The sequence below is a fragment of the Kitasatospora sp. DSM 101779 genome (assembly GCF_025655475.1).
Lineage (GTDB): Bacteria > Actinomycetota > Actinomycetes > Streptomycetales > Streptomycetaceae > Kitasatospora.
This window is the reverse complement of record NZ_JAHTIK010000001.1, coordinates 400,814-412,495: the sequence shown is the minus strand read 5'-3', so window position 1 is coordinate 412,495 and position 11,682 is coordinate 400,814. Positions and strand designations below refer to the sequence as shown.

The following is an 11,682-nucleotide window of genomic DNA, read 5'->3' as shown; positions in this document are numbered from 1 at the left end:
ATTAATCGAGGAGCGGAGATGGCCGGGCGCCCCCGGGGGGTCGACGACGTGGTGATCCTGCGCGCCGCCGCCGAGGTGATCGGCCGGCTCGGCCCCGCCGGGCTGACACTGGCCGCGGTGGCACGGGAGGTCGGGCTGGTGCCCGGCACCCTCGTCCAGCGGTTCGGCTCCAAGCGCGGCCTGCTGGTCGCCCTGGCCGAGCAGTCCGTCAAGGACGCCGACGCCATGGCGGGCCGGGCGCGCGAGCGGCACGGGGCGGCCCTCGACGCCCTCACCGCGCTGGTCACGGCGTGGCTGGCGCCCATGGACGCCCCCGAGCGCTTCGCCAACCACCTGGCCTTCCTGTGCCTGGACCTCACCGACCCGCAGCTCCACGAGCACGCCCTGGCCGCCCACCTCGCCCAGCGCCGGGCGGTCGAGCGGCTCCTCGCGGACGCCGCGGCCACCGGCGAACTCAGGGCCGGCACGGACACCGCCGCCCTCGCCGGCTCCGTCCAGGCGGTCACCGCCGGCGCCGGACTGACCTGGGCGCTGGAGCGCCACGGCACCCTCGCCCAGCGGGTGGCGCACGAGCTGCGGACCCTGCTCGCCCCTTACGAGGCCTCCGGGCACACGACCGCCCCGCACACGACCGCCCCGCACCCCGACCGCCCCCGTACCCCGGAGGAAGCATGACGATCGACACCCGGCCGCTGGCCGGCGCGGTGGCCCTGGTCGCCGGAGGCACCCGCGGCGGCGGCCGCGGCATCGCCGTCGAACTCGGCGTCGCCGGCGCCACCGTGTACGTCACCGGCCGCAGCAGCTCGGCCGGACGCTCCGACCTGGACCGCCCGGAGACCATCGAGGAGACCGCCGCGCGCGTCACCGCGGCCGGCGGCCGGGGCATCCCCGTGCGCACCGACCACAGCAGCCCGGAGGAGGTCCGCGCCCTGGTCGACCGGATCGCGGCCGAGCAGGACGGCCGGCTCGACGTCCTGGTCAACTCCGTCTGGGGCGGCGACGCGCTGACCGACTGGGAGCACCCGCTCTGGGAGCAGGACCTGGACACCGGACTGCGGCTGCTGCGCCGGGCGGTGGAGACCCATGTGATCACCAGCCGGTACGCGCTTCCGCTGATGGTCGCCCGCCGGAGCGGCCTGGTCGTGGAGGTCACCGACGGCAACACCGCCCGCTACCGCGGCAGCTTCTTCTACGACCTCGCCAAGTCCACGGTGATCCGGCTCGCCGTCGCCCAGGCCGCCGAGCTGAAGCCGCACGGCGTCGCCGCGGTGGCGATCACCCCCGGCTTCCTGCGCTCCGAGGCCATGCTCGACCACTTCGGCGTCACCGAGGCGAACTGGCGCGACGGCGTGGCGAAGGACCCGGACTTCGCCCACTCCGAGACCCCCGCCTACCTCGGCCGGGCGGTGGCCGCCCTCGCCGCCGACCCCGACGTCATGGCCAAGTCCGGCCGAGCGCTCGCCACCTGGGGCCTGTACCGGGAGTACGGGTTCACCGACGCGGACGGCACACAGCCGGACTTCGCCGCCCACTGGGCGACGAACCTGGAGGAGCAGTACGGGCCGCTCGGCGACCCGCTGTGACGCCAGGATCTCAGACGTCCAGCAGCACCCCCGGGTTGAGGACACCGTGCGGGTCGAGGGCGCTCTTGGCGGCGCGCAGCGCGAGGGCGAAGGGCTCCGGGCGCTGCCGGTCGTACGACCGGCGGTGGTCGCGGCCGACGGCGTGGTGGTGGGTGATCGTGGCGCGGTGGCGGTGCAGCACGTCCTCCGCCACCGACTTGAGCTCGTCCCAGACGGCCTCCTCGTCCCCGGGCCGACCGCCGGCGATCACGGTGAAGTAGGGCGCGGCGCCGTCGGGGTACACGTGGGTGAGACGGCAGTTGACGAGCGCGGGGTGGCCGGTGGCCCTGCGTGCCGCGGCGCCGACCTCGGTGCGGATGTCGTCGATCAGGGCCGGGATCGCGTCCCAGGTGGCGGCCGTCTCGAAGGTCTCGACGACGGCGCCCATCCGGGCGAGGCCGTCGCGCAGGTAGGGCATCCGCAGGAAGGCGCTGCGCCAGGCCCCGACGGCGGCGTCCGGCGGTGCGTCGGCCCCGGTCTTCGCGGTGGTGCCGCCGTGGGTGCGGGCCAGGTCGAGGGCCACGCCGAGGCGGTCCCCGACGGGGGCGGTGGCCGACTCGAAGCCGAGCACCAGGACGGCCGAACCGTCGTGGGAAGCGCCGGAGAGCGCGGCCTCACCGGCGTCCAGCAAGCGGCAGTTGGCGGGCAGCAGGTCGGACTGGGCGATGGCGCGCACCGCCTGCAGGGCGTCCTGGAGGCCGGTGAAGGCCACCGCTGCCGAGGCCTTGTGGCCGGGGCGCTCCTGCAGTCGCATCCAGGCCCGGGTGATGACGCCGAGAGCCCCCTCCGAGCCGAGGAAGAACCGGTCGGGGGAGGGGCCGGCGCCGGAGGACGGCAGGCGCCAGGAGGTGCCGGTGCCGGCGGGGGTGACCACCCGCAGGGACTGGGCGAAGTCGTCGATCCGGGTGCGGCCGGTGGCATAGTGGCCGCCGGCCCGGGTGGCGAGCCAGCCGCCGAGGGTGGAGAACTCGAAGCTCTGGGGGAAGTGGCGCAGCGTCAGCCCGTGCGGTCGCAGCCGGTCCTCCAGCGCCGGGCCGAGGATGCCGGCCTGGACGAGGGCGGAGCGTCCGGCGGTGTCGATCTCCAGGACGGCGTCCATGGCGGTGAGGTCGAGGGAGAGTACGGCCCGGTGGGCCTCGCCGCGGTACTCCACGCCGCCGACGACGGAGGAGCCGCCGCCGTAGGGGACGACGGCCACGCCGTGCTCGCCGGCCCATTCCAGCAGGTCCGCGACGTCCCGGTCGGAGCGCGGGTGGGCGACCAGGTCGGGGATCCGGCCGGGGCGGCCGCGCAGGGCCCGGGCCACGTCGCGGAAGGCCTTGCCCATGGCGTGCGAGGCGCGGACGGCCGGGTCGGCGGTGACCAGCGGGGCCAGGGCGGCCGGCGGGGTGACGGCCGGCGGGCCGATCCGCAGGTCGGCGATCTTCGGAACGGGCAGCGGGCGGGCCAGGGTGCCGGGGACGAGGGCGCCCATCTCCAGGCATTCGGCGTCGTCGGGGTGGGCGTCGGCCCAACCCCAGCCCCACCAGGAGCGGGTGCGGTGCGTACGGGGTGCGGCGGCCTCGGCCATGGGGCTCCCTCGGGTGGCGAACGACGGACGGCGAACGATGGACGGCGGACTCGCGGTGGGTGGCGGACGTACCGGGGCCGTGGAACTTACCAAGCGGTAAATTACCGTAGGGTAAGATCCAGGGCATGGCAATCCCCCCTTCCCGGGCCGGCACCAAGGGCGTCCCGCGGGCCGACCGCGAACGCCAGATCCTCTCGGCCGCCACCGAGGAGTTCGGCCGCCGCGGCTACGAGGCCACCTCGCTCGCGGCCGTCGCGGCACGCGTCGGCGTCACCAAGACCCTGCTGCACCAGTACTTCGGCCCCAAGCAGGACCTCTACCTCGCCTGCCTCGCGCCCGTCGGCGACCGTTTGCTGGCGGCGATCCGCGCCGCCATGGACGCGGGCGGCGACGCCCGCCCGCCGACGCCCCTGCGGGTGCTGCACAACCTCTTCACCGCCCTGGAGGGGCAGCGCGAGGCCTGGTTCGTCCTCTACGACACCTCGCTGCCCCCCGACGGCGAACCCGCCCGGCTCGCCGCCCACTACCGGGCGGCCGTCGACGAGCTCGCGGCGATCGGCACCCTCGACGTCCTCCACCGGACGGGCCCCGCGGACGCGCGCGAGGCGGACCCGCTCGACGCGGACGCCCTCGCGCACGCCTGGCGCGGCCTGGCCACCGCCCTGGTCCGCTGGTGGATCAAACACCCTGAGGAGTCCGCGGACGCGATGGCGCGGCGCTGCGAACGCCTCTTCGCCGCCGCCCGCAGCGCCCTCGGACCCGGCTCGCCCTGACTGCACCGGGCGGGACGCAGCCCTCGGCCCCGGCAACGGACGTCCGCTGCCTGGGCCGAGGGCTGCGCCGCCGCTACGCGGGCGCCGCCGCGGTGTGCAGCGCGCTCACCTCCGCCGCCGTCAGGGCCCGGTCGTAGGCGTGGACCTGGTCGACCGAACCGTTCCAGAAGTCGGTGTTCTGCACCCCTGCGGAGCGATGCGTTGCGGCAGGTGCTCCGCGCGCTCACTTCGTCCGATGTCGGTTCACGCGAAACGGGGATGACGGTGCGTCGATGTGCGGGAACGTCAACTGCGTCGGGCGGGCCGCGCCGCGTGCGTCCATCGCCCGGATGTTGCCGGGCGCGGCGGCCGCCGGGCCCGTGGTGCCGGCGGCGCTTCGGAAAGCAGGCCCGAGACCGACCGGGCCTGTGATCAGTGCGGCCGCAGCCCGTCGAAGACCACCTCGTAGATCCGCTCCCGGGCGGCCGGGTCGTCCCTCAACTGCTCCATGGTCGCGCCGGTGCCCACCAGGAGGGCGAGCAGTTCCGGCAGGCCCAGATCGGCGCGGACGGCCCCGGCGCGCTGCGCCCCGGCCAGCAGGTCGGTCAGCTGCGCCCGGATCGCCGTGGTCGGCTCCTGCAGCGACGCGTGCACGTCCACCCCGGCCGCGGCCAGCGCCTGGGTGAACTCGTTCTTGCCCTCGGAGCGGTCGACCACCAGGCGGAAGCAGTCGAAGAAGGCCTCGGCCGGCTCGGCCCCGGCGGCCAGATCGGCGGCGCCGGCCGCGATCGCCTCGAGCCTGCGCACCATCACCGCCGCCAGCAGCGCCTCCTTGGTGGGGAAGTGCCGGAAGAGGGTGCCGACCCCGACGCCTGCGGCGCGGGCGATCTCCTCCGTCGGCACGTCGACGCCCCGGGTGGTGAACACCTCGGTGGCAACGTCCAGCAGTTTCGCCCGATTGCGGGCTGCATCCGCCCGCAGCGGGCGCTCCCGGCTGCCGCTCATCCCGCTCGTCTCCCTTCCGTGCGCGGCGGATCCACCCCTGGACAACCGGACTGCCCAGTCCGTATCGTTCGAAGCGGAGTCGCCAGTCCGATTGTACCGATGCTTCCGATGGGGGTTGATCATGTCCGAAACCAGGTCGCCGCGCGAGGTCTTCCACGCGCTGCTCGACGGCATCACGGCCGGGCGGTTCACGGAGCTCGTCGAGCTCTACGCCGAGGACGCCGTGGTGGAGACGGTCTTCGAGCCGGTCGGGCCGCGCCGCTTCGAGGGGCGGGCCGTCCTCGGAGCGCGGTTCGCCGAGGTCGCCGCACACTCGCCGCTGGAGCTCAAGGCCGCCAACGTCGTCGTCCGGGAGACCGACGATCCGGAGGTGGTCGTCGCCGAGTTCGACTACCGGGTGCACCACCGCACCACCGGCAGGAGCTTCGAGGTGGCCAACATCCAGGTGCTGCGGGTGCGCGACGGACTGATCGTCCACAGCCGGGACTTCCACGACCACCTTGCCCTCGCCGTCGCCGGCGGCCACCTGCCGCAACTGGTGACGGCGCTCGAAGGCCGGTAGCAACCCGGGCCGGCCGCGGGTGGTGCCGCGGGGCCGGTGCCCGCCCGCAACGGACTCGAGCGACCGACCGCCGAGCAGGGTACCCGCGCACCGGTCACCCCCGCCGCACGGGAACGGCGCAATCGCCCGACCGCGTCCTCCCCGGTGGAGGAGACGCCACCCCGACCGGCGGGACGGGGACGGAACGGACCGGCATGGCTGCATCGGAATCCGCCGCGTGGGTGCGGACCGTCCGGGGCCGGGAGGCCGCAGCAGTTCCGGGTCGTCCAGCCCGTCCAGGATCAGCGGCCACTCCGACTCGCGTGCGTGGAGCCCGCCGAGCACCCGGTCCTCCAGCGTGCCGGTGCCTTACCGGGAGCCGGGGTTCCACCGTGCCGACGGAGGTGTTCCAGCACCTTGAGCAGACCGGCCTCGAGCCAGATGTCGTCGCGGGCGGACACCCACGAGATGTCCCGGTAGCTCCACAGGTACGGATCCCAGGTGTGGCCTCCTGTGTGGCTCGCGTCGAGTGCGCGAAGAGTCTTGCCCGATCCTCCCGGCCCGACGAAGGCGCGGACCGGAGCACGTCGCAGGGGCAGGCCGGGCCTGTGCAGTCCCAGCGGCCCGTGGAGCCGGCCGCGGCGGCTCGTGGTCCGTACGCCCCTGACCGGCCGGTCGGGCAGCGCCGGGCCGCCGTAGAACCGATCGGGATACAGATCGGTCGGCAGGCCGCGCGGGTCGTCCTTCAACGGGCCGGGCGCGCCGACGGGTCAGGGTTCCAACAGCTTCTCCTCCACCGAACGGTCGAGCTTCCGGCACCGGTGTCAGTCGGCCGCCGCCTCGGGCACTCCGACGCGGACCAGCTGCCCCAGGTGGTCCGAGACGTAGGCCGCAGGCCCGGACCGCATCGGCACCGGCTCCGCCAGGAAGAGGTCCGTGCCGGTGACCGGGTGGTGTTCGGGACTGCCCTGGACCAGGACGTAGTCGACGCGGTGCGCCCGTGCCCCGTCCGGCAGCAGCGCGGTCTGGAAGGTCGGCAGGTCGGCCGCGGCGAACGGGTCCCGCCAGGTCCCGCCGTCGACGATCGCCCGGTAGAGGCCGCTGCTGCTCGGGGCATTGAAGTCGCCGACGAGGAACGACAGCCGGGTATCGCTGCGGCGGGCCCGCCGCAGGGCTTCGTGCACCGCCGCCACCTGCGCCCGTTGCAGGGCCTCGTGCCGATTGCCCGGGGACCAGTCCCCGTCGTGGTTCGCGGTCAGATGGGTGTTGCCCACGACGGTCCGGCGTCCGGCGAGTTCGTAGGTCAGCACGCCCTGCAGTGCCGCGCCCGCCGCCGCGCCGGCGCGGAAGAGCAAGCCGCCGCGATGCGCCCGGGTGCTGCGAAAGGACCGGTAGACGGCCGATCGCAGCGGCATCCGGGAGAACGCGACCAGGCCGCCCGCCGGCTGGCCCAGGAGACCGGGCCTGCGGGCCAGGAAGGGATGGGAGGGCAGCCGGGCGCGGAGGAAGGCGAGCAGGCCGGGCGTCCAGACCTCCTGAAGGTTCACGACGTCCGCGTTCATGCGCTCGATGCGCGCGCAGATCTCGGCCGCCCGCTCCCTCAACGGATGCAAGGTGTTCCTGACCCCGCAACAGACGTTCAGCGACGCCACCGTGAGCGTGTCCGCCCCGTTCCCCACGACCTCACCCCCCGCCCGCCCCGATGTCATCTCCCGGGGAGCACTCCGGCACCGTACCCCGACCGGCGAACGCCCGATCCCCGCCGGTGCCCCGGGCCTCGGCCGCAACGAGGACCGTCACACCGACGAGGCCGGCGTACGACGTCAGGGGTCAATGATCGACCGACGGCGGGACGGGGTTGGGCCCGCGCCGGACCTGAACGCCGAAGCGCACCGCGCGCCGCCCGTCGGAGGTGGCAACCGGACGACGGGCCCGCGGGGCCGGGGCCGGCACAGGGGTGGGACCTGATGTCCGATCACGGTCTTTGGATACTGTCCCGCGTGTGACGGTTTCATGGGACGACGAGCCGGGGCTGGCAGCGAGCCGCCTCGACAGCCTGCTCCGAACGGCATCGCCCGTCGAGTTGATGCGCCTCGAAGCGGACTATCGCCGCCGGCGCCAGAGCCTCAGCTCCACCGGCGTCCTGTTGGGCGGCCAGGCGCCGGGCGATGCGCGAACCGGTCCGCATGCCCTCGCCGTGGCGGCCCTGATGTCGTTCGACCGCTCCGGGTACCTCAGGGAAACCGGCGTCGCCCTGCTCGGAGCGTCCCCCGACCCCTTCGCACTGCCCTTCCTGCTGCTGCGGCTCAACGATCCCGTCGAACAGGTCAGAAACCTCGCGCAGAACGCGGTCACCGCGCGGCTGACCGACGCCGGGGACGTGGGGATCCTCGTTCGGCTGCTGCCTCTGTTGGACGGAATACGCAGACGCAGCAGGGCGAGCCTCATGCTGGCCGGAGTGGAGGACCTCCTTCGTCGTTCGGGAGCGGAGGAGCTCCGGCGAGGCGCCCGCTCGAACGATCCCGTGGCGCGGGCGTGCTGCCTGCGGTGGCTCGCGCTGATCGATCCGACGGGGGCCGTCGAGACCGCCTTCGCCACCAAGGACCCCGGCCTGTGGCAGTGGGCCGCCCGCCTCGTCACCTCGTCGAGGCTTTCACCGGCCGAGCAGGACGCCCTTCTCCCGCTCCTGGACGGATGCGCGAGCCCCCGCGTACGACTGCGGGCCCTTCGGGTCCGGGCCCGCCAGCCGCACGGCGAGGGACACCTGCGCGACGCCATGCTCGATCCCGACGCCCGGGTCCGCTACCACGCTCGCGCCACCCTGTACGCGCGTGGGTACACCGACCTGGCACCGCAGGTGTACCGCGACGCCCTCGCGCCCGGGGACGTGCCGGACGCCACCGCCATCGGCGCACTGGGAGGGCTGGCCGACCTCGGAAGTGCCCGCGACGTGCCACGCGTGCTGGACTTCACCACCCACCCGAAGACACGGGTACGCGCCGAAGCATGGCGCACGCTGAGCCTGCTGGCCCCCCGGGAAGTGGAGCGCAGAGCCGCTCGACTGGCCGCCGACCCGAGCGCCAAGGTACGGCGCTACCTCCCCGGGCATCAGTCTGCCTAGCCGCCGGTGGAGCGCCCAGCGCCCTCCCTCCGGGCGACCGGAACGGCCTTGCGCGCCGCGCAGCCGGTCCGGGGTGAGGACGGCGATCCGGCCGTCGTCCGGCGCTCAGCCGAGGACGAGTTCGTGCTCGACGGACGACTCGTCGCCCGGGACGGGGACCGAGCGGCCGCTACGCGTGAAGCCGATCTTCCGGTAGAAGGCCTCGGCCCGCTGATTGTCCTGGTGCACGTAGAGACGGACACGGGAGACCTTCGGCACGTCAAGCCGGTGGGCGAAGCAGATCGCCGCATCGAACAGGGCCTGGGCGAGACCGGTGCCGCGCTGCTCCGGGCGAACGAACACACCCACCAGATGGGCCTGGTCGACGTCGATCTGCCCGCCGAAGACGTCCTTGCGGCCGGCCCGCTCGATCAGAACCGTCACCGATCCGTCCCAGGCGCCGTCCGTCCGCTCGGCGACGAACTGCTGGACGATCACGTCGCCCCGGGAGCCGGCCGCGCGCTCCCGCCAGAACTCGTCCGGCTTGGCGACGGCGTTGTCGTACGTCTCCAGGAAGGCGATTGCCGCGACCGGATCCCTCAGCGCCTCCAGGCGAAGATCCTTGACGCGCTGCCAGTCCTCAACGGTTACGGCTCGTATGACGTGACTCATACGCCGATCCTCATCGCGCGCGGAGAGCAGGGCAAGCGGATTTCGGGCTGCCGCACTCCGCCTGGCCGTCCGTCCCACCAGGGGCGACACGGACGCGGCGGGCACGACGTGCAAGAGGTGCGGACCACGCTTCGGGCAGGCCGCAGGGTCACCGTCGGCCGGCTTCTGCGCGGACATGTCGGCCGGGCCGGCGCGGGCGCACGAGCCATCACCACCCGCCCGGCGGCATCCGGCGCCCCGGCGTAGCCCGGCCGCCACCGGGCGGGTGAAGCCGACGGTGCGTCGCATCCGCGCTGCGCCGGCCGCGCCGCGCGCCCGCCTAGCGTCGAGCCCGTCCAGCGTGGCCGGGCCGACGGACTGCCCGGATGCGCGCTCCCGCACCCCGACCGGAAGGCCGCCCCGCATGCGCATCCGCCCGTCGTGCTCCAGAACCGGACTGGTCGTCATGGCCGTGCTGCCGCTCCTGGCCGCCACCGCGGCGGGTACGCCGGCGCTGGCCGACACCCCGGCACCGCACGGCCGCGCGGCCGTCCCCGGCACGGCACCGACGTGGAACCGCTCCGCCGCCGACCAGGGCAGGGAACGCGCCGAAGCGCCCGTCACCGTGCGGGTCTACCTCGCCGGCCGCGACCAGCAGGGCCTCGACGCCTTCGCCCGGCAGGTCTCCGACCCCGCCTCCGCGGAGTACGGCCACTTCCTGACGCCGCAGCAGCTCGCCGAGCGGTTCGGCAGCAGCGACGCCCAGAGCGAGAAGGTCGGCACCTGGCTGCACTCCTCCGGGATGCGCGTCACCTCCACCAACCGCCACTACCTCACCGCCGAGGGCGACGTCGCCGACGCCGAGCGGGCCTTCGGCACCGAACTGCACACCTACCGCAAGGGCACCCGCACCTACCGGGCGCCGGCCGGCGACGTCAGCGTGCCCGCCGACCTGGCCGACGACGTGCTGAGCGTCACCGGACTCAACACCGCCCCCAGCAAGGTCCGGCCCGGCCGCCCCAAGCCGCAGGACACCCTGCCCGGCCCGGGCAGCGCCTTCGTCAACTCCGGCCCGTTCTCCGACTACTTCGGCTCCGACCCGGCGACCGGCACCCCCGCGGCGTACGGAGCCGTCCGGCCCTACGTGATCCAGGGCCTCAACGGCACCCAGCTGCGCAGCGCGTACGGCGCGGCCGCCACCGGCCTCACCGGCCGCGGCGTCACGGTCGCCGTCGTCGACGCCTACGACTCCCCGACCATCGGCGACGACGTGACCCGCTACGCCGCGGAGCACGGCGATGCCCCGTACACCAAGGACCAACTGCTGCGCTACGACCCGGCGGTGTGGACGCACACCGCCCCGCCGGAGGTCGACCCGAACGGCTGCGACGCGGCCGGCTGGTACGGCGAGCAGACCCTCGACATCGAGGCCGTGCACGGCGTCGCCCCCGACGCGGACATCTCCTACGTCGGCGCCTCCTCCTGCTACGACCAGGACCTGATCGACGCCCTGGACCGCGTCGTCGACCAGCACCTCGGCGACATCGTCTCCAACTCCTGGGGCGAGCCCGAGAACGCCAGCGACCCCGCCTTCGACCGGGTCTACCAGCACCTGTTCAAGCGCGGCGCCGCCACCGGCATCGGCTTCTACTTCTCCAGCGGCGACTCCGGCGACGAACGCGAGAGCACCGGCACCAAGCAGACCGACATGCCGGCCTCGCTGCCCTGGGTCACCGCCGTCGGCGGCACCTCCCTGGCCCTGGACGCCTCCGACACCTACCGGTTCGAAACGGGCTGGGGCACGCTGAAGTCCGTCCTCTCCGCGGACGGCACCAGCTGGACCGACCTCCCCGGCACCTTCAACGGCGGCGCGGGCGGCGGCACCAGCGCCCGCTTCGCACAGCCCCGCTACCAGCGCGGCGTCGTCCCGCAGTCGCTCTCCGGCGCCAACGGCGGCCGCAACCGGGTCGTCCCCGACATCGCGGCCGTCGCCGACCCCAACACCGGCTTCCTCGTCGGCCAGACCCAGACCTTCCCCGACGGAAGCGTCCGCTACAGCGAGTACCGCATCGGCGGCACCAGCCTCGCCTGCCCCGTCGTCGCCGCCCTCCAGGCCCTCGCCCAGCAGGCCCAGGGCTCCCCGATCGGCTTCGCCAACCCCTCGATCTACGCCCGCTACGGCAGCCCCGCCTACCACGACGTGGTCGACCACCCCTTCGGCCCCGGCATCGAACTCGCCCAGGTCCGCGTGGACTTCAACAACACCGTCGACGCCAGCGACGGCACCACCACCTCGCTGCGCACCATGGGCCACGACACCTCCCTCGTCGCCGACCGCGGCTACGACGCCGTCACCGGCGTCGGCAGCCCGACCGCCGACTACCTCACCTCCTACGACTGCCCGCCCGACCGACGCCCGGGCCGCCGCACCACCGACTGAC

The 11,682-nt window shown here is 74.2% G+C and carries 11 protein-coding genes; 6 read left to right on the top strand and 5 right to left on the bottom strand.

Annotated features, from left to right (window positions below):
- Positions 1-18 precede the first annotated feature (18 nt).
- Entirely contained in the window at positions 19-675 is a 657-nt protein-coding gene (locus KSNIM_RS01850) for a TetR/AcrR family transcriptional regulator (protein ID WP_263101427.1), read from the top strand.
- A complete protein-coding gene (locus KSNIM_RS01845; protein ID WP_263101426.1) occupies positions 672-1,583 on the top strand; it encodes an SDR family oxidoreductase in 912 nt (303 codons plus the stop codon). The genes KSNIM_RS01850 and KSNIM_RS01845 overlap by 4 nt, the downstream gene beginning before the upstream one ends.
- Before the next feature lie 10 nt (positions 1,584-1,593).
- Here the strand turns inward: KSNIM_RS01845 and KSNIM_RS01840 are convergent, their stop codons facing one another.
- Positions 1,594-3,192, bottom strand: a complete 1,599-nt coding sequence (locus KSNIM_RS01840) for an FAD-binding oxidoreductase (protein ID WP_263101425.1) — start codon at positions 3,190-3,192, stop codon at positions 1,594-1,596.
- Between the two features lie 125 nt (positions 3,193-3,317).
- On the opposite strand from KSNIM_RS01840, the gene KSNIM_RS01835 reads away from it, so the two are divergent.
- On the top strand, positions 3,318-3,965 hold the full coding sequence (locus KSNIM_RS01835; RefSeq protein ID WP_263101424.1) for a TetR/AcrR family transcriptional regulator: 648 nt from the start codon (positions 3,318-3,320) through the stop codon (positions 3,963-3,965).
- A gap of 73 nt (positions 3,966-4,038) precedes the next feature.
- On the opposite strand, the gene KSNIM_RS01830 is transcribed toward KSNIM_RS01835, so the two are convergent.
- Together KSNIM_RS01830 and KSNIM_RS01825 are read right to left on the bottom strand one after the other, a co-directional pair.
- Positions 4,039-4,149 carry a LamG domain-containing protein gene (locus KSNIM_RS01830; protein ID WP_263101423.1) on the bottom strand — a complete coding sequence of 37 codons (111 nt, stop codon included), beginning with the start codon at positions 4,147-4,149 and terminating at the stop codon, positions 4,039-4,041.
- A 227-nt stretch (positions 4,150-4,376) separates the two neighbouring features.
- Positions 4,377-4,949, bottom strand: a complete 573-nt coding sequence (locus KSNIM_RS01825) for a TetR/AcrR family transcriptional regulator (RefSeq protein ID WP_263101422.1) — start codon at positions 4,947-4,949, stop codon at positions 4,377-4,379.
- A gap of 121 nt (positions 4,950-5,070) precedes the next feature.
- On the opposite strand from KSNIM_RS01825, the gene KSNIM_RS01820 reads away from it, so the two are divergent.
- A complete protein-coding gene (locus KSNIM_RS01820; RefSeq protein WP_263101421.1) occupies positions 5,071-5,511 on the top strand; it encodes a nuclear transport factor 2 family protein in 441 nt (146 codons plus the stop codon).
- 803 nt (positions 5,512-6,314) lie between these two features.
- Here the strand turns inward: KSNIM_RS01820 and KSNIM_RS01815 are convergent.
- The gene (locus KSNIM_RS01815; RefSeq protein WP_411543638.1) at positions 6,315-7,199 is read right to left on the bottom strand and encodes an endonuclease/exonuclease/phosphatase family protein; all 885 of its coding nucleotides are present in this window, start codon (positions 7,197-7,199) and stop codon (positions 6,315-6,317) included.
- Positions 7,200-7,492: 293 nt separating this feature from the next.
- On the opposite strand from KSNIM_RS01815, the gene KSNIM_RS01810 reads away from it, so the two are divergent.
- Positions 7,493-8,611, top strand: coding sequence for a HEAT repeat domain-containing protein (locus tag KSNIM_RS01810; protein ID WP_263101419.1), 1,119 nt, complete (start codon positions 7,493-7,495; stop codon positions 8,609-8,611).
- A 105-nt stretch (positions 8,612-8,716) separates the two neighbouring features.
- On the opposite strand, the gene KSNIM_RS39015 is transcribed toward KSNIM_RS01810, so the two are convergent.
- The gene (locus KSNIM_RS39015) at positions 8,717-9,709 is read right to left on the bottom strand and encodes an N-acetyltransferase (protein WP_317633980.1); all 993 of its coding nucleotides are present in this window, start codon (positions 9,707-9,709) and stop codon (positions 8,717-8,719) included.
- Between KSNIM_RS39015 and KSNIM_RS01800 the strand changes: the two genes are divergently transcribed.
- Positions 9,708-11,681 (top strand): protease pro-enzyme activation domain-containing protein, encoded by a 1,974-nt coding sequence (locus tag KSNIM_RS01800; RefSeq protein ID WP_263101418.1) that lies wholly within the window; start codon positions 9,708-9,710, stop codon positions 11,679-11,681. The two genes, KSNIM_RS39015 and KSNIM_RS01800, sit on opposite strands and share 2 nt — an antisense overlap.
- Position 11,682 lies beyond the last annotated feature (1 nt).

What these genes read in the sequence shown, in the direction of transcription:
- KSNIM_RS01825 (WP_263101422.1), bottom strand. Translation starts at nt 4,949, where the DNA reads ATGAGCGGCAGCCGGGAGCGCCCGCTGCGGGCGGATGCAGCCCGCAAT.
- KSNIM_RS01800 (WP_263101418.1), top strand. Translation starts at nt 9,708, where the DNA reads ATGGCCGTGCTGCCGCTCCTGGCCGCCACCGCGGCGGGTACGCCGGCG.
- KSNIM_RS01815 (WP_411543638.1), bottom strand. Translation starts at nt 7,199, where the DNA reads ATGACATCGGGGCGGGCGGGGGGTGAGGTCGTGGGGAACGGGGCGGAC.
- KSNIM_RS39015 (WP_317633980.1), bottom strand. Translation starts at nt 9,709, where the DNA reads ATGACGACCAGTCCGGTTCTGGAGCACGACGGGCGGATGCGCATGCGG.
- KSNIM_RS01845 (WP_263101426.1), top strand. Translation starts at nt 672, where the DNA reads ATGACGATCGACACCCGGCCGCTGGCCGGCGCGGTGGCCCTGGTCGCC.
- KSNIM_RS01850 (WP_263101427.1), top strand. Translation starts at nt 19, where the DNA reads ATGGCCGGGCGCCCCCGGGGGGTCGACGACGTGGTGATCCTGCGCGCC.
- KSNIM_RS01840 (WP_263101425.1), bottom strand. Translation starts at nt 3,192, where the DNA reads ATGGCCGAGGCCGCCGCACCCCGTACGCACCGCACCCGCTCCTGGTGG.
- KSNIM_RS01835 (WP_263101424.1), top strand. Translation starts at nt 3,318, where the DNA reads ATGGCAATCCCCCCTTCCCGGGCCGGCACCAAGGGCGTCCCGCGGGCC.
- KSNIM_RS01820 (WP_263101421.1), top strand. Translation starts at nt 5,071, where the DNA reads ATGTCCGAAACCAGGTCGCCGCGCGAGGTCTTCCACGCGCTGCTCGAC.